The organism is Mycobacterium marinum, from assembly GCF_003391395.1.
Lineage (GTDB): Bacteria > Actinomycetota > Actinomycetes > Mycobacteriales > Mycobacteriaceae > Mycobacterium > Mycobacterium marinum.
On sequence record NZ_CP024190.1, the window covers coordinates 4,631,226 to 4,653,749 of the forward strand.

Annotated in this window: 20 protein-coding genes; all 20 read right to left on the minus strand. The window is 63.2% G+C overall.

Annotated features, from left to right (window positions below; translation table 11 throughout):
• Positions 1–115: 115 nt before the first annotated feature.
• The 20 genes from CCUG20998_RS19165 to CCUG20998_RS19260 all read right to left on the minus strand — a co-directional run bounded on the left by CCUG20998_RS19165 (position 116) and on the right by CCUG20998_RS19260 (position 22,515).
• On the minus strand, positions 116–787 hold the full coding sequence (locus tag CCUG20998_RS19165; protein ID WP_103653823.1) for a hypothetical protein: 672 nt from the start codon (positions 785–787) through the stop codon (positions 116–118).
• A 15-nt stretch (positions 788–802) separates the two neighbouring features.
• Positions 803–4,261, minus strand: a complete 3,459-nt coding sequence (locus tag CCUG20998_RS19170; protein WP_103653822.1) for a DUF7257 domain-containing protein — start codon at positions 4,259–4,261, stop codon at positions 803–805.
• Complete coding sequence (locus tag CCUG20998_RS19175; protein ID WP_103653821.1) at positions 4,258–6,051, minus strand: hypothetical protein; 1,794 nt, start codon at positions 6,049–6,051, stop codon at positions 4,258–4,260. Before CCUG20998_RS19175 ends, CCUG20998_RS19170 begins: the two co-directional genes overlap by 4 nt.
• A 3-nt stretch (positions 6,052–6,054) precedes the next feature.
• Positions 6,055–6,411, minus strand: a complete 357-nt coding sequence (locus CCUG20998_RS19180) for a hypothetical protein (RefSeq protein ID WP_012395482.1) — start codon at positions 6,409–6,411, stop codon at positions 6,055–6,057.
• Positions 6,412–6,559: 148 nt separating this feature from the next.
• Positions 6,560–7,423, minus strand: coding sequence for a hypothetical protein (locus CCUG20998_RS19185; protein ID WP_103653820.1), 864 nt, complete (start codon positions 7,421–7,423; stop codon positions 6,560–6,562).
• Entirely contained in the window at positions 7,423–12,489 is a 5,067-nt protein-coding gene (locus tag CCUG20998_RS19190; RefSeq protein ID WP_103653819.1) for a phage tail protein, read from the minus strand. The genes CCUG20998_RS19185 and CCUG20998_RS19190 overlap by 1 nt, the downstream gene beginning before the upstream one ends.
• Positions 12,490–12,849 (minus strand): hypothetical protein, encoded by a 360-nt coding sequence (locus CCUG20998_RS19195; protein WP_103653818.1) that lies wholly within the window; start codon positions 12,847–12,849, stop codon positions 12,490–12,492.
• A complete protein-coding gene (locus tag CCUG20998_RS19200) occupies positions 12,776–13,489 on the minus strand; it encodes a DUF7391 family protein (protein WP_142399638.1) in 714 nt (237 codons plus the stop codon). The genes CCUG20998_RS19195 and CCUG20998_RS19200 overlap by 74 nt, the downstream gene beginning before the upstream one ends.
• Before the next feature lie 39 nt (positions 13,490–13,528).
• Positions 13,529–14,392, minus strand: a complete 864-nt coding sequence (locus tag CCUG20998_RS19205) for a fibronectin type III domain-containing protein (RefSeq protein ID WP_103653816.1) — start codon at positions 14,390–14,392, stop codon at positions 13,529–13,531.
• Between the two features lie 253 nt (positions 14,393–14,645).
• Positions 14,646–15,074, minus strand: coding sequence for a hypothetical protein (locus CCUG20998_RS19210; RefSeq protein ID WP_142399637.1), 429 nt, complete (start codon positions 15,072–15,074; stop codon positions 14,646–14,648).
• 31 nt (positions 15,075–15,105) lie between these two features.
• Positions 15,106–15,525: a hypothetical protein gene (locus CCUG20998_RS19215; RefSeq protein WP_142399636.1), complete on the minus strand. Its 420-nt coding sequence runs from the start codon at positions 15,523–15,525 to the stop codon at positions 15,106–15,108.
• Positions 15,526–15,545: 20 nt separating this feature from the next.
• Positions 15,546–15,953: a hypothetical protein gene (locus CCUG20998_RS19220; protein WP_103653814.1), complete on the minus strand. Its 408-nt coding sequence runs from the start codon at positions 15,951–15,953 to the stop codon at positions 15,546–15,548.
• On the minus strand, positions 15,946–16,332 hold the full coding sequence (locus tag CCUG20998_RS19225; RefSeq protein ID WP_142399635.1) for a hypothetical protein: 387 nt from the start codon (positions 16,330–16,332) through the stop codon (positions 15,946–15,948). Before CCUG20998_RS19225 ends, CCUG20998_RS19220 begins: the two co-directional genes overlap by 8 nt.
• A gap of 27 nt (positions 16,333–16,359) precedes the next feature.
• Complete coding sequence (locus tag CCUG20998_RS19230) at positions 16,360–16,791, minus strand: hypothetical protein (protein WP_012395492.1); 432 nt, start codon at positions 16,789–16,791, stop codon at positions 16,360–16,362.
• On the minus strand, positions 16,788–17,105 hold the full coding sequence (locus tag CCUG20998_RS19235; protein ID WP_103653812.1) for a hypothetical protein: 318 nt from the start codon (positions 17,103–17,105) through the stop codon (positions 16,788–16,790). Before CCUG20998_RS19235 ends, CCUG20998_RS19230 begins: the two co-directional genes overlap by 4 nt.
• A 21-nt stretch (positions 17,106–17,126) precedes the next feature.
• Positions 17,127–18,188: a major capsid protein gene (locus CCUG20998_RS19240; protein WP_103653811.1), complete on the minus strand. Its 1,062-nt coding sequence runs from the start codon at positions 18,186–18,188 to the stop codon at positions 17,127–17,129.
• Between the two features lie 14 nt (positions 18,189–18,202).
• Positions 18,203–18,913 (minus strand): hypothetical protein, encoded by a 711-nt coding sequence (locus CCUG20998_RS27690; protein ID WP_153234283.1) that lies wholly within the window; start codon positions 18,911–18,913, stop codon positions 18,203–18,205.
• Between the two features lie 17 nt (positions 18,914–18,930).
• Positions 18,931–19,455, minus strand: a complete 525-nt coding sequence (locus tag CCUG20998_RS19250; protein ID WP_142925868.1) for a hypothetical protein — start codon at positions 19,453–19,455, stop codon at positions 18,931–18,933.
• A 287-nt stretch (positions 19,456–19,742) separates the two neighbouring features.
• Positions 19,743–20,960, minus strand: coding sequence for a hypothetical protein (locus CCUG20998_RS19255; RefSeq protein WP_012395497.1), 1,218 nt, complete (start codon positions 20,958–20,960; stop codon positions 19,743–19,745).
• Positions 20,944–22,515, minus strand: a complete 1,572-nt coding sequence (locus CCUG20998_RS19260; protein ID WP_012395498.1) for a phage portal protein — start codon at positions 22,513–22,515, stop codon at positions 20,944–20,946. Before CCUG20998_RS19260 ends, CCUG20998_RS19255 begins: the two co-directional genes overlap by 17 nt.
• Positions 22,516–22,524 lie beyond the last annotated feature (9 nt).

Genomic DNA, 22,524 nt, shown 5'->3' on the forward strand with positions numbered 1-22,524 from the left:
TGAGTGGGATGTGGTCGCCGCCTGGGCAGCCACAGATGATGCAGCGCGCCTCGGGTGGGCCGGCGCGCCGCGCAATGCTCATCTCACGCCAGTCCACGCATGCACGGCTTGGCGGCTATCCATTGCCCGGATCCTGCTCAGCGGGAGGATCGGGATCTGGAGGTTCGGGCATCGTGAACGTCACCGGATCGCTGCTGGCGGAATTCCCGTAGCCGTCTGTGACTTTGACGACCGCGGTGTGTTCGCTAGTGGGCTCTAAGCCAGTAGCGGTGTGGGTGACACTGGCCCCGATGATCATGCCTTCAACCTTCGGACCGGGCGATTTGACCAGCGCCACGGCGGGTTCACTTTCGACAGGTTGGCCATCGATCGTGACCGCGAAAATGAAGGGGCCGTTTATCGATGTCGGCTGAGCCACCGAGATTTCAGCCGTCCCGTCCGCGCTCGCCCTGACTGTGACCAACGATTCCCACTGCAGGGGAACCTCCTGGTGCCAAGCCGCGACCGCTTCGGGCCCAGTGAGGACTTGCACGTCCTGCAGGTCGTCGGAGAACACGATCCAGTAGCCGGGATTGGCCACAATGTCGGCGTTGCCCTTGGGCGTACGCAGAAACACGCGCCAGCCCGCCCCTCCACCGTCTAGATCTATGAGCTGAGCGTCAGCGTTAAATCTGCCGGTTTCCTTGAGCGTCTTCGCGAGCCCCATCACCTCGGCGGCGTTGGCATCGATAACTTGGATAGCACGGTATTCGCGAGGAGTTATTCGGGTTACATCGATCATGCCCATGCGACGACTTCCCTGTCAGTACTCATTGATAGACCTGACTCGTAGAGATAATGGTTGAGACCAGCCGGTGTTCTGCCGAACAAAGAATCCGTACTGGTCTGGAATGGTGTGGGTGGATCGCGTCTGAAGCCATATCGATCGCCAATCGACGCCATTTATCGACACTTCGAAGTACCGGTCTGTCCCGTCCTCGCGGAACCGCATGAAATGCGGGAACTCTGGCCAGAAATTCAAACTCTGGTTAATATACGCAGCCGCCCCGCTGGTCGTGTACCCATTCCAATGCGCGACACCTATATAAGAACCAATTGTAGATACGCCAGAACTTTGTACCACAGACATCATAAGAATGTATCCGGTTGATGAGTTTCGTAGCAGCATGCCGCAATGCCAGAAATCCGCAACTGCCGGTGGCGTTACCTCAAGATATGACTCGATAGAATAATTGCTTGTGTTCGCCATTGATCGCACAAACGCGTGTAGCTGGGTGTCGTCTCCACTGGAGCTTGGCGTCTCAATCAGTAGCGAGTCGTTGTCCAGAGTTAGGCTTGCTGATCCTTGGTTAACTGGCGTCCAGCCCGGATAAGGCGGGGCTATCCAGCGGTGTATTGGACCGCGACGCTCCCATTCCAGATCGGGGTTACCCCGCAGAATCAAGGGTGTGTCAGTTGGCCAATACTGCTCCGCAGAGGTATTTGGATTATCGGGTAACAGTGCCCAGCCACCGGGCACGACACCCGGGCCATATACACCCCATTGCGTATATCTTCCCGGAAGACCGATGTCGAGGGGTGGATCATCGTCAAATTCCGAATACCCGATGGACCGGTAATCTGAGCCTTTCTGCGATACCGGAACTGAATCAGTAATAGTGCCCTTCAAAATCCCATTAACCGATACTTTGAAATTGTAGTCATCAGGTCCAACTGCGACCGATACCGATCGGCCTGGCAGAAAGTAGATTGGCCAACTGGCGCTACCAATAACGGTAGCTACACCAGATACAATGGCATAAATTGTACATCCGTTCGCGGCCACCTGAGCAAAAACGAAGGAGTCTCCCCCCTTTCGCAATAACAAGTGAGCGCTGATGTTACTCGGAATAATTGTTACAATTTGTTCATCTGTGGGGGTTTCGGCGGCATTATATTCTGCTATTGCATATGTTGTACCACCAATGACAATGGTGCCATCATCATCGAATTCACTCGGAAGTGAGCCATTGGGGTCGATCTCTACTGCCGCATTCAAATCCCCCACAGAGCCACTATTCGCCGAGGCTAATGCGGCTTGGATGGCCGAGATGTCGGCCGAATGCTGGCCCACGGTACTTGCGGAGTTCGCGGCGGCGGTAGCCACTGTTGCCGGCGTCGCCGCGGTAGCCCCGAAGCCGGGTATCCAGGCGTTGACGATCGTGTTCCACGCGCCCTGCACGGCCATCCCGAAGGCTGTGGCCACCACGCCCGCGTCGTTGAGTGCGTTGTTGACCACATCGTCGATACCGTCCACCGCACCGGCAAGCGCGGCACCCACCTGCGCCGCCGTCGACTGAGCAGCATTGCTGATGATGTCGGCGATATCCCCAACAGCAGCACCAGCATTAGTGATCGCAGCCGGTAGAACTGCGCCTGTCGCCGCCCACCAGTCTTTGATCTGTTGCACCACAGTGTTTACCGGTGTCACAACCGACCCGTTGAAGATGTCGCTGATCTGGGTGAGCATCGTCAACAAGCTGGCGATGAGCGTGCCGACCCCGGCTGCGTCGACCTGGAGCGCGTTCGCCACCAAATCGCCGAGAGCGCCAATCGCGTCGACAGCGTTGCTGCTCGCGGTGGCCAGGAACGAAACCAGAGACGTGATGTTGGCCAGGCTCAGCCCCGACAGAAGGGCGGTGAAGTTGTCGGCCGCCTCAGCCGCCAGCGACAGCCCGGACGCGATGAAAGTCACCAGGTCGCTGAAGGTGTGCCCGGTCCCCAGGATGCCGTCGATCATCGCCGCGAAGTTGCCGAACAACTCGGTCAAGTCGTCGACGAGTCCCTGGATGAAGCCTTTCTGCATCAGGTTGGTGCGGCGTATCGGGGCGTCGTCGAACCACACTTGGCCGGCGGTGGCGTTGCCGCTGACGTAAAGCCGTGTGCGGATTGTCGCCACCCCGGCCGGCACGGTGTAGGTGCCCGACAGGTGCGTCCAGCCTGCCGACGCCGCGGGCGAGGACACCGCCGCAATGTCGGTGGCCGACCCGCCGTCGGTCATCACCTGGAGCCTGAACGTTGACCCCGCCGCGGTCACCCCCGACCACGTCAGCCAGCACTCGGGGGCGAACGTCTGCCCCTCCACCACAGGGATCTCGGTGCCCAGCAGCGCATGATTGGCGCCGTCGCAGTCCACGGTGGCCGAGCCGGGCGCATTGCGCCCAACCAGATCCCACAGCCAGCCTTCCGGGTAGTCGACCAGCGGATCCAAGTCTTGCGGCGCCCACGCCGGCGAATCCTCGGCGATCGAAGACGACTCGTCGAAGCTCGAATCCAGCTGCAGGTCCGGCTGCACCTCGCTGATACCGCCCAGCGGGATCAGCAGCCGCCCAATGAACTGCTGCGCCGCGGCCAGAGGATTGAAGTTCGCGATAGCGAAGTTGATGCCGCCGAGGAACTTGATCAGGTTCGCCCACGGGGCGGTAAGCTGCGGCAGCGGGGAGTTCAGGACATCCTCGCCCGATCCCAAAATGTGCAGCACAGCGTTGGTGAAGTTGATGATCGACGTCAACTGCACGATCCACGGATCGATCGCGTCGGTGATGAACTCGACCGCGTTGCCGAACTTCTTGATGTCGATCGCCTCGAACAGCTTGATGATCGGCGCCAACGCCAAACCCAGCGGCCCCAAGCCGGCCGCGGTGATACCCAACGCGCCGAAGAACTCGTTGACGTTCGGCAACAGCCCGGTAACACCGTCGAACAGCTCGCCCACCGCGGTGACCAGAGCCTTGACGTCGGCGACGAACTTCTCGTCGATACCGAACGCCTCAAGCCACGTGCCGATGAAATGGTTCAACAAGTCGGTCCATGCCTGCGTGGGCACCACGTAGCCGAAGAAGAACTTCTCGGCCGCCGCGATCAAGTTCAAGGGGAACGGCCCGTCACCGAACCCGAACAGTGCGCCCAGCGCGGGCAGGATGTAGGTCAGGTCGCCGAAGTCGAGCACACCCTGGGCCAGCTGGCCGCCGCCGAACAACACGACCAGATCGGAGATGAACTGCTGCAACTGCTGGATCGGGTTCTGGGTCGCCTCGTTGATGCCCTTTTGCATCTGCTTCTGATTGCTGGCCAGGAACCGGATCTGAGCCTGCTGCGTCTGCAGCATCCGCGAGATTTCCTCGGCGCTCTTCGGCGTCTGCTCGCGGCCGTCGGTGATCGACGTCAGCGTCCGCTCCTGCGGCGAGCTGTAGGGGGCGCCGCCGAACCCGGGCGGGCTCACAGCACCATCTCCGCGTCGTCGAACCACACCTGGCCGGCCGTCATGCCGGCACCGACATACAGGCCCAACGCGCAGCGCGTGTTCGGCGGGATCGCGATCAGCTTGCCGCCCAGCCTGGTCCACGGCACCATGCCGCGCGGGCTCACGCTGCCCACCATGAACGCCTGGGTCGGCGTCAGGTCATCGTCGTAGAACTGGGCGAACACCTGCACAGCGGCCCCGGACGAGACGGCGTTGGAGCATTTCACCGACGCCCGCACGGGGAAGATCTGGAATGGGCTGAGCCCGAACGGCTGCGTTATCAGGTAGTGGTCGCCGCCGTCGGCGACGACGGTGGCCGAGCCGAGCCGGTTCGCGCCCTGGCCGGCGTCGTGGGACCATCCCCCGCCGCTGGCGGTCCAGCCGGTCAGGTTGAAGTCGAAGCCGGGGTTGCCGACGATGTTGGACACACCGCTGGGGAAGAAGATTGGATCGTAGTTGAACGCGCCTTCTGCCTTGAGCGTGAGCTTGCAGATGTTTTTGGTGTCATCGATGCCGATCGCAATGATCTTGTGCGCCAGCGCAATATCGCCGACCCAGGGCATGAATCCGGATACCGTGATCGTATCGCCGACATCGTAGGATCCGAACGGGGCGTTCGGATGGTTCATGTCGACGGTGATCTCTTCCCAATACGCCGGGGTCTGGCGGCGCGCCAACCGCTTGTGCGCCCAGGACGCGGCGCGTTCGTTGGAGTCGATGAACCCGTCTGTCTCGTCGAGGTATCGGCGTAGCCGGTCCGGGTCGGCGTTGGCCAGCTCGTAGGAGGCCTCCATGCCGGGGAACCAGCCCGACACCCCGACGTCGCTGATCCAATCGATCTGGGTTTCGATGTGCGGCTTGGCCGATAGGACGTTCTCGTTGATGACGAACGCCAGGTTGGTCTGGATCAGACCAAGGCGGGGATAGCCGAGCTCGATCTTCTTGACCACATTGGTGCGGGCTGCGTTCCACTGCGAGCGTTCGGCGTAGTCGAATGGAGTATCGCGCGCCAGGGCGTCGATGTAGTCGCCGCAGTCCAGCTTGTCTTGCGCCCGTATGAATGTGGCGAAAAAGTTGAGGTTCAACAGGTCTCCGTCGAACGCGTACCCGGGCAGCTGGATCACACCGGAGGTTTGCGGGAATACTTCGACGCCTAGGTCACCGTTGGGGAAGTCGTGCTGGATGTGGTCCCAGATCGCGACCACCGGCCGGAACACATCGTTGGCGAGCCAGTTGATGTCCTCAAGCCACGGGGTTTTCTTCGGGTAGCAGGAGAAGCCTTTGGCTTTCAGGTGCAGGATGCCGGTCTTTTCGTCGATCTCGGATGGCTGCACGATCGCGCTGATCCAGACGCGGCGCTTGCCGAGCATGACCCGTTCGATGTGGATGAGGTGGCCCCACGGCTTGAAGACGACGCCGGCAACTGAGTCGTCGTGGAAGTCGACGTCGCATTGGATGTCGGCCGGCGCCGACAGGGCGCGCTGGTGGACCAGGTTGGTGACGGTCAGGTCGGGGATGACGATCTGGCCGCTGCGGATTTCCTGCACGATGACACGCCAGCGCGGCGGGTCGATGATGTATTCGCCGTTGTCGGCGGTCGCCCGGCGCAGGCTCCAATCGAAGCCGCCGGACGCGGTGGCGGTCTTGGGGCTCAGCGCCACCGCGGTGGCGGCCCATTCGAAGATTCCCGATGCGGATGCGTGGGAGGGGCGCACCGCGACAGCGGTGCCGGCCCACCCGTATGTGCCGGACGCTGTGGCTGTGGCCATCGGCTAGCTCGAGGATCCGTTCAGTGCGAGGGATGTGATGGCGATGGACCCGGTGGCGTCGAAGGTGAGATCACCGGATAGCTCGAAGTTGCCGTACCAGATGCCGGATCCGGTTGTGTTGGACCACAGCGACACCCATGTGCATGGCCCGTTGGGTGTTCCGCCGGAGAAGTTGAGGTTGGCGGCCAGGTCGAAGTCTCCGTCCGCGTCGGGCGTCGTCCATGCGGGTACGACCATGGCTGCGCTGGACGCGTTGGCGGCCCCACCGGTGCCCGGGTTATCGGTGTGGGCTTTCGCCCCGCCCAGGGCCAGGCGGATCGCGTTGGCGCCGACCAGCATGGCGGCATCAGAAAGCGGCATTAGTTTCGACCACCTGTGTTGTGGGCTACCAGCCTGCCTAAATCGGTAGGTTCCCAGAGTGCTTCAGACGTCTGGCGCATTAGCCCTTTTACCTCAAGGGATTTCAATACGGCTTCGACTTGTTCTTTGCTCATCAGGTGCAGCTCCCTCAGAAGATGTGGTAGGCGTCGCGCCACACCACGAGGCACTTGCTGTCAACGCCGGTCAGGGTGGCCGACCAGGACATTGGGATCGATGTGTTCGGCGGAAGTTTCGGCTGGTCCAGGTACTTGGTGTTGCCGATCAGCTTGGTGCGCAAGTTGATTCCGTGATTGCTGATGACGCGCCGCTGCCACGGGTAGGAGCTGATCTCGACGAAGTCCCCGGCCAAGATGTCGCCGTTGAAAATGAAGTTGTCGACGCCGACGTCGATGACCGGGTTGTGCATCGGCCCATACAGCAGGATCCGGTACCAGGCTTGCGCGTCCCCACCAGCACGCGTGTAGTAGACGGGCTCGGCGTCGTTGATCAGCGACACCACCGTCTCGGTATCGTCGTAGGACAGGGTGTCGATGCGCGCATACTCGGCGGTCACCTTGTGGAACTGCGACGTCTGTGTCTTTCGGGTGTAGTCGAATTTCCTTGGGCGGCCGTAGATTCGGCGCGTCGACCCGTATCCGTCGCAGAAGATCAGCGGCTTGAGCTCGCCCCACTGCTTACGCACATCGTCGGCTTTCCATTCCTTCTGCAGCGCGGTCAGCAGCCTCGACGACTTCAACACCAGATCGGCGGGAAGGATGCCGGCGATGTAGCTGACCGGGGCGTTGTCCTTCACCCCGATCGTGAAGGTGATCGGCGTCCCCTGCAGGGTGTCCTGGCCCATGCGGGTCTCATCTGCCAGCGGAACCTGGGAGTCCTGGTCCTTCACGTTGTAGGACTGCGGTTTGACCCCGAACACCGGGTATTGGGTGTGGGCTCCGAAAACCAGGTCTCCCAGCTGGTATTGGAAGGGGCGAAGGTTGCGGGTGACCATCAGAAGTTCGACGGGGCTAGTGCACCTGTGGTGCCGCTCGTGTTGACCATCCACACCACCTCCCGAAGCATCTCCCCCGCCGGCTGGCCGGGCCCGGCATAGACGTTGAGTTGCTGATTGACTTGCGGGTTGGGGTTGCCGCCCCCGTACCCGTAGGCGGCGTTGAGGAGCCCGGGTACGGCGAGCGCGTTCTGGTTGCCGGGATTGTCGCGGCTGTAGGACAGCAGTTGTCCGGTGTTGGTGTTGAGCAGGAATCGAACGTCACCCATCAGCGGTGTGCCGCCGGGGCCGGCCACCAGATTCGACAGCAGCCGCCCAAAGTAGGTGCCGGCAACATGGTAGGCCTGCTGGCTGAAGTCGATGGCGGCGTTGACGGCCTGCAGGGCGCCTGACACGAGCTGGGAGATCATGCCGGCCAGCTCGAAGGCCTGGCCGACCGCGGCCACCGCGGCGCCCGGGTCACCGCCCGTCGGCCCCGAACCGGCCGATGCCGCCCCCTGGCCGGCGACCGAGATCACCGACCCGATCGACTGCAGGATGCTGCCCGTCGCCGAGGCGATCTGGGCGGCGAACGTGATGTACTTCTGCATGTCATCGACGATCGCGTTGATGTCCTCGGTGTTGCGCACACCGTAAACGAGCCGGTCAGCGATGTCTTGAGTCGCCGTAAGCGAATCCAAACCACCCTGAATCGCCTGGATCACACCGGTGATCGCGTTCGCCGCCCCACCACCGAGCGCCTGCGCAACCTGCAAGCCCTGAGAGAATGACGTCGGCCCCTGGGCGAACCCAGTCGACTGCGCAATCTGACTCTGAGTCGCCTGCAACGCCCGGATCGTGTTCTCGTTACCAATCGCATCCTGCGCCTTCAACCCAGAGATCGTGGTGTCAATCCCGGTCAACGCCTGCAGCACCGTCGCATCAGATGCGCCCGGCGTACGGGCAGCGCCGATCTGGGCTGCAAGGTCCGGGTTGCCCGCCAGAAAGGACTGCAGCAGCCGGTCATTAGCCGACAGGTTGCTACTGTCCAGCAGCTGGTCCACCGTCTTACCCGACGGCAGCACCAGTCCCCCGCTGGTGCGGCCAGCCGACGAACCCAACCCGCCGGCACCCGGCAGCACGCCCTGCACGGGGATGACCTTGCCGTCGGAGGTCAGCATCACCGGCGGCACATCCGTCGCCCAGTGAACGTGATCAGTGTGACCCGGTAGGTCGCCGCCGTAATAGCCCGGGCCTACCGTCTGTCCGCTGGCGATGCCGTAGTCGCGCGAACCGCGGTAGATCAGCTGAAGCGTCTGCGATGCGAGGTTCGACGAGATGAACTGTGCGAGAGCCTCCCTGCCGGCCGCGGGACCGTTGAAGTCGAACGCGAAACCCATCTGGTGCAGACTGCCGCCGCTGGCATACGTCGATGCCGTCAACCCGAACGCGGCGGCAAGCTGCTGCGCCCACGCCGGCACCTGATACGCCCCGGGCCCGCTCGTCGGGTACAGCGTCGGCAGACCGCCGATAGCCTTGATGCCGGCCTCAACATTCGGGGCATTGGGAACCTGGCCGGCCCGCGACGCGGCGTTGAGCCCGATCCCAGAACTCGGCAGCGGCGTACCAGGCGGCACCGAGATCGAACCATCGTGGCCGACCTTCGTTCCCGGCGGCAACGCGATCCCCGTGGTCGGCACACCACCGCCACCAGTGACCTGCTGCCAAGACGGGCCCTTCACACCGGGGCCGAACTGCTGCAGGATCTGGCTGGCCAACCCCAGCTTGTTGCTGACCGCATTCCAATAGTCCGAGCCCTGCGCCCCGCCGCCCAGCTGCGGGTTCTGGGTGAGCACCGCGGCCAGCAGCGGATTCGTCGGATTCTTCTCCAGCTGCTTCACGAATGCGTTGTAGAACGCGTTGATCGCATAGTTCGGATCGTTGACCTGATCCAAAGTCCCCCAGCCCGAACTCGGCGACTGCTGGTACAGGCCCGACACCAGACCCGCGCTGCCCTGCACACCACCGGAGATCGTCGGGTTGAAACCGCTCTCGGCGGCCGCGACCGCCAGCGCAGTCTGAATGTCGGCGTCGCTGAGACCGCGGGCCCGGCCGGCCGCAATGATGGCCTGCTGGATCTGCTCTTTACTCGAGCTCGCCGACAGCCCAAGCGGGGTCTGCTGCTGCCCGCCCGCGCCGGACGCGCCCGCGCCCGCGCCCAGCACATCACGCCAGCTCGGCCCCTTGTTCGCGTCCTGCAACGCCTGCCGCTGCAGATCCGCCTGCTGCTGCGCCGCGAACTGTGCCGCCGGGATCTTGCGCCACGTCTGCGCGTTGGCCCCGGGCAGCATCCCCATCACCTGCATCAGCGGCTGCAACCCCTGCTGGTAGGCCAGGTTGAACCCGTTCTGGAACACCGAAAGCAGGTTGCCCAGATCCTTCGCCAAGCCCTTGAGCCCGCGATTGTCGGGGAACTGGTGGCGCAGGTAGGCGTCGAGGATGCTGTTGTCGGCGCCTGCGATGTTGTCGGGAAGCAGGGCGCCGCCGGCAGTTTCCAGCCCGCCGGGCAGCGGTGCCCGGCCGCCGCCCAGCCCGCCGCTTGCCGCGGCCGCCGTCGACGCCGCAGCAGAAGCGATCGCAGGCTGTGCAGCCATCATTCCGGCCGCCATGTCCTGCACCATCTTCTGGCCGCGGATCAGCGTGTATCCGGCGCCCGAGAACGGGCCTTCCTTGGCTGGCGAGCTCTGGAACCACGATGCGATCCGGTCGACAATCCCCTTCGCGGCGTTCCGCAGGCCACTAAGACCGGTGGCGTCCAGCATGCCCTGGATCAAGCCGTGCACCAGGTTCTTGCCCCAATCCAGAGCCTTGCCCGGCAGGTCTTTGAAGAAGCCAGCGATGGCATCGCCGATACCCGACAGGTTCTTGGGCAGGTCGCCGATGAAGTCGGCGATCCCGTTACCCACCGTCAGGATGACGTCGATTATCTGCTTGAGCGTCTTTTCGACGCCGGCGCCGATCTCGACCAACACCGTGATTGCGGAGACGAAGTCGCGGATGAAGCCGATGATGGTCGGCATCAGCGGAATGAGTTGCTCGATCAGATCGGTGACAGCACCGAAGAACTTCGGCAACTGTGGGCCCACGTGCTCGATCAGCTGTGTGAATATCTGTACCAGCGGGGGGATTTGGGGCAGCAGCGCCACAAATGCGTTCGCCAGATCCTGGAAGATTTGCGGAAGCTGCGGTCCAAGGGTCTGTGTCAGCCTGATCATCGCCGCGGCGAGGTTGTCCAGGAATGTGCTGATGGACGGCGCGATTCCCGCAATGTGCGGTCCCAGCTCGGCCATCGTCGACGCGAACGTGTTGAAGAACGTCTGCCAGGCCGGTGCTGTCGCGACACCCAACTGCACGAACGCCTGACCGATCGACATCAGCCCCTCGGTCAACGGCTTCAGCATCGGCAGAAACGCATCCGTCGCCGTACGCAGCGTGGAGAAGAAACTCGACATGGCCTGCTGGCCTTCGGAGCTTTGCGTCCACGCATTGAGCTGCGTACCGAGCTTGTCCAGGAAGCCGAGCAGGCCGCCGCCACCGAACTTGTCGGCGACCGTCATGATCTGCGAAAACGCCTGCCCAAACTGCGACACCGCGCCGACAAGATGCCCAAACGCGTTGATGCCGGTCTGAATCCAGTCGTGCAACGCCCCGGACGCGTGAGCTTTCGACAACATCTGGTCGAACGCCGACAAGAAGTTAGTGATGTGGCCGCCGATCTCGGCGAAGAACGACGACCCCTCGACCGTGAGTTTCGCGAAGATATTCGCCAACGGGGTGATCGCCGGCAGCATCGACTGCAGCCCGGCGCTGATGTTGTCGATGAACGTCTCAAACACCTGCATCGCCTGCGGTGTCATCAGCGTCTTCGCCAGATGATCAGCGAACGTACCGAAAATCCCCGCAACCCGAGACATCGACGACGTCAATGCAGGCAGCCAAGTCTGGATCAGCGGAACAATATCCGCGGAGACCTGAGCGAAAAACGACTCCTGTATCGCCCCACCCGCAAGTTTGAACTGGTCCCGGAACTGCGCGACCTGCAGCATCGACTGCGCCGCCAGCGGACCCATATTCGCGATGTCCTCAAGGAACTTCTTGGGGTCATCGGCCATCATGTCCTTGAGGGCATCCCCGACACCGTGCAACGCGATCTTGAGCGTGCCCATTGAGAACCCGACACCGGCGACCGTCGCGGGCAGCAACCCCAACACCCCCGACAGCTGACGCACCGCGTCAGCGACATCGACCACGCCCTGCAACACCGACGCCCCACCCAGGCCCACCAGACCGCCCAGCGACGGAACACCCAGCGATACGCCCGCGATCTTGCCGAACGCCGCCTCGAATCCGGCGATCTGCTTGAAGAATCCGGCGATATGGCTGCTGCCCGCCGACGCCGAAGAACCCGCTTTGTCGAAGCCCTTCGACAAAATCTCAAGCCCGCCCGCAGCAGCCCGACCTTCCGGACCCAACAGGGCGACCGCCCTGGCCGCCGCACCCAACCCTTTGGCCAAAGTGTTCGACTTCTGCGACACGTCCTGCTGCACGCGCCCCAACTGCGTGAGCCGACTTTCCATGTTCGGGACCAGATCAGCCAGGCCACGCATTACCCGCTGGCCAACGGTCAGTTCACTGGCCAGCGCCCGGTGCGCCGCCCGGGCAGCCTCAGTCGCCCGCGCATGCCGGCGGTGAGCCTCGTCAAGATCTTCGGTGGCCCGCCGCACATCCTCCAGCGACGCCCTGCTGTCCAGCAGTGTCCGGTGAAGTTCCTTCTCTGCCCGGTCGACATCCTCGCTGGCGTCGCGGACCTCATGGAGCCTCACACTGTAGCCGTGCGCCGAGTTACCGGCTGAATCGAAATCCCGGTCGGTATCCTTCAGCGTGCGACTGGTTTTCGTCAGCGACGAATCGGCTTCGGCCGACGATTTCGCTACCCTGTCAAGATCCCGGGCGGCCTCATCAGCGCCCGAGCCGTTGTAGTCGATTTCGATATTGGCGTGGGCGCGTCCCAGGTAGTAGTCGGGCATCTAGCCGAGACCTACAACATCCTCGTCGCCGAGCAGCACTTCGTCGTCCTCATCGAAGTCATCCGAATCGTCTTCAGCGGGGCTCGGCTCGGCGAAAACAGTCGTCGGCAAGCCATCCCCCATCAGGCGCTCCCATTCCAGCTCGCGCTGCGCCCGGGCCAGGACCGGGTTTTCGCTGCGGCCGGCCTCATTGACGCGCCTGCCGACGTCCTCCCCGAAAGCCCAGATACCGCGGTCGAAGTAGCGCAGGAAAAGCGGCCCAACCGAATCGCCGAAAAATGCGACATCACTGGGCCTCTGTCCGAGGTCCTTGGCCTGCTTGTAGATCTCGTAGGCCCTCCTGCGGTTCGCCGAGTACACTTTTGAGCTTGGCGAGCTGCTCTCCAAAAGCAGCCTGGAAGATCACTATCCGGTCGGTCAGGTCGACGTCCTTGACGTTGATTTGCTGATCCGTGCTGGGCCCCGACGCGACGATCCGCGGGCACACCACCGCGGCGACCACAACCCGGTCGATCGGGTCGAAAATCTTGGCACGGTTCTCTTTGTTGGCGATCGCGCGGGTCATCTCGACCCGGTCGTCGCCTTGGGCTGATACCACCATTTCGGGGGTGAACCCGTCCAGCAGCTCGACAAGATCCAGTTCGAGTTCGCTGCCGTCACGGATCTTGCGGTAACGCACACGGCCGCCGCTGGGCAGGTCTAGATCGGCTTCGATGTTGCGCGGTAGCCAATACGGCGCGCCCTGGTCGATGGTGACGGCCTTCAGCTGCTCCTGGGCACGTTCAGACGCGGAGGGAGCCGCCGGCGCCGCCCCTTGTTCAGGAGACGGCGCCGGCGGCTCTGTGCTGTCCTGCGATGCCACGCACGGCGGCGCGTGCCCATCCTCCCTCGAACACACCCACCCTGGCGGGGGCAGTGTGCACGCCTTGGCGACCGGCGTGACTGTCGGGATCGCCTGGTAGGGCTGCTGGGCTTGCATCGGTGTGGACATGTCGGACATGTCGGCCTCCTAGGGCTCCGGTACTTGATGCTGTTGCGGCTACAGGGTGGTGGCTGTCACCAGCGAGCTGTATTCGCCGACAACCCCGTTGACCACGGCGGCGACCCGGAAGTCGTAGCCCGTGGCCGTAGTCAGTCCCTCGACAGTCGTGGACGGGTCGGTCGGCTCGCCGCCGTTGAGCGCCGTGACATCGGTCCACGTTCCGGCACCGGTGGGCGACTGCTGCACCTTGAAGCTGTCGGCGATCGGAATGTCGGTCCACAACAAGTCCACCGTCGTCGCGGCGATCGTCCCAACCGTCAAGTTGTTCACCGTCGGCAACGGGTTCGGCGTCGGCGTCGACCCCAACGTGGTCTTGGTCTGGTTGAAATCGATGTCGTAGGCGTAGTCGGAGTCATCGAACGGCAAAGGGGTGCCCTTGAAGTCGATGACCGGTGTCATGAAGGTGCCGTACTGCATGTCGATCTGGATCTTGCCGTTGGCCCTGCAGCGGTAGATCCGGGCGACATTGTCACCGCCGCTGTTGGAGATCACCTGGCCATCGACCCGCCAGTACGGGCGCTGGTCACTACCGCGCTTCCGCATCGTGCGCTTCAGGTTGGGCTCGAGACCAGATTCGACCAGCTGGGCGCCGGTAAAAATCGACATGGTCATCAGATCCAGACCGCCGGACTCGATGGAGCCGTCCACCGAGCAACCCTTGCCTTGGATCGCGACCGCAGCCTTGTCGTCACCGTCGAGGGTATCGGTGTCCTCTTTCTCGGCGAACATCAGCTTACGGGCCAGCGGAAGACGGTAGCTGGTGTTGCTCAGCACCGAACCGTCTTCGTCCAGGTAGGGGGTAATCCAGGTCCGGTGTAGACCATATGGCTTGCTGTCGGGTTGTCCAAGTGATGCAACCATTTAACGGGTTTCCTTCCGATATCTTGGGCTCCGAGGCCTCCGCGCGAATGGGTCTTGCAGCCTCACAGTGCGCACCAACTCAAGTTCTGGCAGCGAGTAGTGGTGGTAAACGACGACCGAATTGCCTTCCGTGCACGTCTTGTTGTTGCAACGGATTTCAAGAAAGCCGTCGACAACTCTGAAGTGCAGCGCGCCGCCCGGGCACCGAATGTCCCGGGGATTATCGCTATGCACGACAGGCTGTCGTTCGCCCCTATCGGGCGACTTTCTTTCCGTTACCGTCGACCAGCTCGAAACGCTTGCCCTGCGTGCTCAGCAAGTGGTCGATCTGCTCCTGCGTGAACTGGCTCGCCGGAATCCGGAACTCGTTCTGCAACTTCCACACATGGCCGTGAGTGGCCTTGATACCAGCCTGCGACCACTGCGTAGCGGTGACCTCGCAGAACGATCCGACACCCGGCGACTTGATCCGCGCCTCGCGCTTCACGGGATCCTTGATTTTGGATGCACGCACCGCTTCACGAGCGCCCGTGTAGAACACGTACCTCTCGCTCGACTTGTCCTTGGCCGACGCGCTGACCACAGCCTCGGCCTTGGCCTTGTCCTCGTCGGACACCGCAGTCTGCGCGCCCTCGGGAGCCTCGATCGGTGGAGTTCCACGCCCTGCTGATCCTGCTGCCATCACCCTGACACCTTTCTCTGGTCGCGCACAATCACGCAGTTACCTTGTTACTCAAGGCCATATACGACGCCTTCCGGCAAATCGTCTGATAGCCACTGTCTTTGAAGTCCGGGCCACGGCCCTCGAACCCCACGTAATACAGGGCCCGGCCATCCCCGCCGACCACAGGCGGGCCATCCTCAACCGCCTTGAAGATCTCGTCGATCCGATCATTCATGTCATCGATCCGCACAAAGTCAGTCGACAACGCAACCGGCCAATGAATGTAGAGGTCAAAATGCCAGGGCCCATTGTCCTGAATCGCCTCTTCGAAATCAGTCACACCCCAAGCGATCACAATAAACGCGCCCGCATCATTCGGCCGCTGATCAGCCTCAAAGTTCGGGACCACCACAAACCCAGACCCACCCAAAGCGACCAACGGCGCATCGTTACGCAGCAGCGTCAACACCGCGGCACGCGCCACCGCGCCTATGCCCGCTTCCGAAGCTCACTGAGCGAGCCGCGCAGGCTCTTCATCAGCCTCTTGGCCATCACCGCCACACTCGGCATGATGATCTGGTCCTTGCCGTTGTTCTTGATCTCCAGCCAAATCCCCCACGCCACACCGTGACTAAACCGGATGACCTTGTGGGCGCCCTTTAGGCTCGTCGTCGTATGCAGCGCAGACCTCGTCTCCCCAGGAACACGATCCTTGCGGTTGCCGGTGCTATCCCGCCACGGCGCATGATCTTTCATGTACGACTCACCCTCAACGGAGGTGAGAACCATCTGGGTATCCAGCAGCCGCTCATAGTCCGACTTCACGTCTTTCACGTTGTCCCGCAACCGCACCAGACCGCTATTCAGCTCAGTCAGCCGGCCATAGGACTTAGCCAATGCCGTGCCCCGTCACCTTCAAAAACGCTGTCCCGACAGCCTTCACCTGATACGGCTTCGTATTGTCGACACTGCCAACCGTGTACTTCGCGGCATCGTCTTCCCACGCATCCCCCACCTCCACGACCGCATCGAAAGCGCCGACCATGTCGAACGGCACCTGCCGCGTCGTGCCCTGATCCGCCGACGAATCCTGCCGGGCATCAGCACCAGAAGCGATGAACACCGCGAACGTTTGCACGGCCCGCGCCGCGCCCGGGCCGTAATCCTTACCACCGCCCGGCTTCTCCGTCACCGTCCCCGTCGCCGGGACCAACGCAATCGGCTGACCGCGTAGCTCAAGCAGCTCGGCGACCACCCCGCGGGCGTCTCCGGTCATCTGGTCCTCAGCGACAGCCACAGCTTCTCACTTGCTGATCAGACCTGGGACGACCCGGATTGTGCCAAACTTTTGCCGCTTCTTGCGTAGCCGAACCTTAGCCAGCTCGGCGGTGCTGAATTCGACCCGGCCGCGCGTCGTGTCTGGCGACCAGGTACGACTCACGGTGATGTCCGGCGTGGTTCGGCTCAACTGGCTGGACCCGTCCGGGTTGCGGAACAGTTCCAAGACCTTGCGTGCGACAAGACCTTTGACCCGGTTGATGCGATCCGAGTCGCCAGCCGCTACCGATTCAGCGGTGATCTCCTCGATCGACTTCCGCAAGGACGGCACCTGGTACATGAGTTCGGTTTCGACATCGCCGATGTAGGTGTCGACCCAGTCCAGCCGGTTAGCGGGAATGGTGCCCTCAAACCGTCCGGTCACGTCAGCGCGGGCCGCGAACTTGCCTTCGGTCACTCGACCGCGATGCCCTTATCCTCACAGGCGTCGATGATCTGGTCGCGTTTCCAGTCCTCATCGACGTCGATACCGTGTGCTGCGGCGTAATCCGCCCAGGCGCCACGCCCGGATCCCGCGCCGGCGCGCGGCGGCGGCCCCTCACCACCGCCGCGGCTGAAGTCGGCCACTTCCTCGTCCGGCTGGTCCTTGGCGAAGCAATGCGGACCCATCTGCTTGGCCGCCCACGCCGGCACACGCTGGCCGGGCAGGAAGCTGTGTACGGTGCCGTCATCGTCACGCAGGTAGACCGTGTGCTCGCCAATTACCGCCATCAGCGCAACCCCTCTTTCCTGTTACCGGACCTTGGCGACGAGGATCTTGCGCGGGTCGGCAATGACCGGCAGAACAACGCCGTCGACGAACGTGCGCTTGACGAACGGCGGTGCTTCCTCGCGGACCAAGATGCCGATGAGCCTGGTCGTCACCTCGACCTGAACGTTCTTGGCGTTCAGCTCCATCACCGTGGTCGGGGTGCCCCAAGCGGTGAACCCGAGCGTCGACATGTCGGCAGGCAAGAACAGCAGCCTGTCCTCCGGGAACGCCGCCACCGTGACGTCGTCCACGTCGAAGCTCGAGCTGTAGATGGATCCGCCGGGCTGCCCGTCGAGTGGGACCACAAACGGCGGGATACCGAAACCGGCCAGGAACGCGTTGATCTCGGAGATTGACACCCAGGTGACGCCGGTCTGGTCGCCCTTGATCGCGTCCCTCAACTGCTTGTTCTGCATCAGGTCCTGCACCACCGCGGTGGAAGTGCGGAACTGCCCGTGCGGCATCCCGTTGATGCCCGACCACACACCGGTCCAGGTGATCAGGTCGGTCAACGGCGTCGCGTTGGCGTGGTCGGACCACAACGTGTTCGCCGTCACCTTCTGAGCTGCCGGGATCCCGTAGTCGACCTGCTGCTTGACACCGTTCTCGTCGATGGTGAGCACACCATCGGTGAGAACGTCACCCCACGCCAGCTCGACACGGTTCTGCGCGTACCGGGCCAGGTCTTGCAGGTCGTTGTAGATCGCGTCGACCAGGATCGACTGGATCGTGCCGCCCACACGGGCGAACTCGATCTGGCGTCGCTCGTACTCGCCGACACTGAGCTGACCGCCCAGCGGCAGCATCCGAACCCGCCTCTCGGACCCGGTGTCACGCGGCGCAACCCAGTACGAACCATCCCAGTTGCGGAACTTCGCCGCACGGTTCGTCTTCTTGATCGTCGCGAAGTCGATCTCGTCGGTACCGACGTAGTCCTGTTCCGGGAAATCCACCGTGAACCGGTTGTTCGACGGAATCGGAATCTCCTGCGTGAACGTCAGGACATCTTCGAGCGGCAGTGGGCCGTCCAGGAAAAGTGCCATCAGTCAATCTCCTCTCAGGCCTCGAACCGGATGGTGGGCAAATCGGCTTTGCCGTTCGCGTCGATCGAGCCCGTCCCGGACTGGAACGGCAGCTTCGACGCGGAAACGGCGCCGGACACGACAGCGCCGGTGCCGACCATGTCGGCGACGGTCCCGTTCTGATGGACCGCGCGCACGTCGGCGTAGGTGAGCCCGTAGCAGACCTCCCGGCCGTCCACGGCAGTGTCGTCGTACGGGCCGAACAGACCCGGCGTCGCGGTGATCTCGCCGATCGCGGTGCCCGACGGGATGTAGCCGTTGGCGTAGTGGGCCGGGTTGACCAGCGACACCGTCGCCGATGAGCCACCACCGGTCAGCAGCGCGTCGTCGGCGACCAGCAGCGGAACGTCCTGGCTGGCCAGCGCGCCCTGGAATGTCACGGTGTACGGGCCGCCGTCAGCGCCAGAGACCGACACGTTGCCCGCGCCGATCGTCGACAGGCCAGCCAGCGCCGCCTGCACCGCGGCAGCGGTCGCGGCCTCTGCGATACCCGCGGTCGGGTCGCTGCCATCGAAGGCCAGGGTGTAGGTACCGCCGGTGGCATCGATCGTGAGCAGCTGGGCCTCGTCGCGCGAGAACTTCGAAATGTCCAGCGTCACATTCGGCTTGAACGTGGGCTCGTCCAGGAGCCACTGCTTGTTGCCGACCTGATAGGTCGTCGTCTGCAACGAAATGTCGGTCGACATAGCGTGCGTCCTTTCGGTTACGTGGTTTTGAAGCGCTTAGCCGCTTCGGCTCTGCCGGCTTCGCCGGGCCGTATCTGGCCACCGGTGCCGCCGCTGTGCTGCCCCCAAGACGGCTGCTGGTGCTGCTGCTGGCCGCCGTTTCCGGGCTGCTGTCCCTGGCCGCCGTCCGCGCCGAAAATGGCTGTCAGGTGGCCCATCACCTTCTCCTCGTCGATCTCACCGTCCTCGCCGGCGAACTTCGCCGGATCCGTGACCGCCATGAACGACTTCAGCTGCTCGCCCTTGAGTACCTGGCTGGCGAGCGACTTCAGCTCGGACGCCTGGTACTTCGGCCGCCACTCAGCATCAGCGGCCGCACGGGCAGCCTTCTCGGCATCCTTGACCGCCTTCTGATCAGCCGACAGCTTCGCGTTGGCTTGCTCGTCGAGCTGCTGCTGCATCTGCTGTACCTGTTGCGGTGTAACACCTTTGAACGCGGACAGCTTGTTGTCGGCCTGACGATTCTGGTGCTTGTAGTAGGCCAGCTGCTGCTCGACAGACATGTCCTTGACAGGCGTTTCGGCCGGGAACCCCATATCGGTGCCACCGGATTGCTGCCCCTGGCCGCCGCCATGCTGCTGCTGGCCGTTGCCCTGCGGCTGGCCACCAGTAGCCGCATTCGCGGCGTCTGACAATGCTTGCTGACTCGTACCTGGTTGAGAAAGTGGTGTGGACAATGCAACTCCCATATCGGGTGAGATGTGGCGCCCATAGCGGGCCTGCCGCCGTTAACCAGGCGGAAGTTCGATGTGCGTAGACGAAATAGCCCCTGGGAAACACAAGGTTGAGGTCATCGTCGAACCGGCCCGACGGATCTCATCTCCGCTTTCAAGTCGCCGCGGAGGCGATCGATTGCTCTCTTGTGATAGGAGATCTGCGGTGAATCTTCCGATAGGCCCTTGTTGCGTAAGTCCTGCAGGTTCTTTTCCAGCCCCGGTAGCAGTCGTGCCGCGATCTGCGCCTTGGATTCCGGATCCGACACCGCGGTTCCGCCGGACCTCTTACGAGAAGCTTCGCTACGCGGCTTGTACTTGCGTTTCGGCACCAACACCGGCCCCAGCTCGCCGTGCTGGTCGACCACGTAGCGGGTTCGCTTCAGGTGGGCCGCCGACGTCCCACCAGCCGCCTTGTACAGGGCGTTGAGATCGACTGCGTTCAGATCGTCCGCGGGGTCATGGTCTTCGGTTACCGCGGCGATCGTGCAGTGGCACAGGTGGTGGATCGGCATAAGCTCGCCGACCTTGTAAATCCGGTCCGACGCGGCAATACACATGCCGCACGTGCCGCCGCGAGACAGCTCCGGGTGGATCACACGCCGATAGCCGATGATCTTGGCCCGCCGCCGGCCGCGTCCGGCCCGGTTGTCATCCAGGTCGACGGCCTTAGCCAAGACTTCCTGCTGCGCCAACCGCTGGGCGAGCATCAGGTTGTCGTCGATCAGCGCGCCGATCCGCATTACTGCTTGTGCGTCAGCGTTCGGCTCACCCTGCGAGATCAGATATCGGAACAGCGCGGCCGGCCGCTGAAATACAGACTCCGTTGACATCTCCGCGGCCGACACTTTCGCGCTATCGCCTGCCCCGGTGTAGTCGACCTTCGCGCCTCGGTACCGCAGCCGAACCTTGCCGCCGCGCACCACCGCGGCCGGGGCCCGCACATCGACAGGGTTCGACGGTGCCGCCGACACCGGAATCCCCAGCGCCCCCAGCTGCTGCGTCTGCCCCGCAGCGGCAACCCGGGCCGCCGCGGTCTGCGCCGACACCATCAGCGCCGCTGCCTTGGTCACAAACTCTCGAACCTGCACCCCGTCATACGGGTTCACCGATAACCACAGCGCCAGGATCGCGCGCTTGGCCCACACCGCCGCGCGCTCCCGGGCCTGCGTGGTCTGCTCCGACAAATGCGCAGTCACCGCGACCAGATCAGGTGCGGCGCTACGCGCAGCATGTATCTTCGCCGCTTCAGCCAGCGCCTGCTGATAGGTGGCTGGCTTACCGGGCGCCGTCATCGCCGGTCGCAGACCCAGCCAAAGCCGTTGCCGGCGCCAGCTCGCCGGCCCCTGGCGATGTCTGCGCCGGCTGGCCCGGCGCCGGCGCACGCAACAGATCCTCGGCGGTCAGCCGCTGCATATTGCGGGCCGTCTCATCGGGCGGCATCTGCCAAATCCGCTCACACCGATCCTCAGTCGACAGCGTCCCCTGAGCCTGCGACGACGCCGACGCCTGCTCGGCCAACGTCCGGAACTCGATTGGGCCCCAGTGCAGCCGCATCCTCTTGCCTCGTTCAGATTCACCAGCAAACGCAAACGCCATACGCCAAAGCAACTTCAGAGACGGTGTGAACCGTGCACGGCGGTCACGAACCTTCGCCGTCAAAGCCTCGCGCAATAGGCCCGCGCCCTCAGCCGACCCCTTTGCGGCGTCAGGGCTGATCAGGTGCAGAGGTGTGCTGCTGACCGCCGCAAACTCCTGGACATCGTCACGTTTACCGGTGAGCAACGGGCCGAAATCCGTCTGCTGCGACTCCCAAATCTCGAACTCTTTCGGAATCCGCCACAGCGCCCCCGGACCCGCGCGGAACAGCTTGTCGTAGTCGATCGGCTCCGCGGCGGCGGCGTCCGGGCTGTCTTCTTCCTCTTCTTCGTCCTCGTCACCACGCAACGCGCGCTGCCGCAACGCCTGGTACCAGAACCCGATGATCCGCTGCAGCGTGGTGTCGATGATGCGGTCCAGTACGTCCAGATGTGGCTCGTACTCCCCCATCCCGTTGAGGTTGTCGAACCGCACAATCGGAATGCCGCCCAACTTCTCAAGGCCCACGACCGGCTCCGGCCGCTCGCTGACCAGATCCCACTTACGCTTGCCTGTATCCCAGCGCAGCGTCCACTTCCAGCCCGGCAGAAACAGGAACGCGATATTCTGCTCCATGATCGGGTCGTACTGACGGACCAAAGCCGCCGACAGTCGCACCGGATTGCGCCAATCCGGTACACCGATGCACCGCCGCGGATCAATGGCATGGATCGACGGAGACGGCCGACCGTTCGACAACACCGGATCGCCGGGGCCTCCGGGAACTACCATCCCGTAGGACTCGCCCATCCCGAACCCGTAGGCAAATAGATCCTTGCTGAACGCCGCAAATCCTGTTTCGTCCATGATCTCAGCGGCCAGATCGTCGCCGTCGGTGTCCGAATCAACGAACGTCGACACCGCCTGCAGCTCAAGTCGATCCAGCATCGCCGCGACACACATTGGCGCGTAGTTCGACCGCGACTTGCGCAGCACGCTGCGAAACACATCGTGGTACTCGGGCTCGATCTGCGGCAGCGGCGGATCACCAACATAGTACGACCACAACGTGTCCAAGAACTTGTGACGCGGCGTCGCGTACCGCGAAACCGACCCTTGGCACGGCGACAACCCATCCGCGTAAGCCACCGTCGACGGACGCTGCAAACCGTCCTGCCACGGCGGCCGCGTCGGCTCAACAAACATGCCCGACAAGCGCCTAAACCACTTCTCCGGAGTCAACGGTTCAAGAGCGGGGGCGAGATCAGCCAAATCGTCACC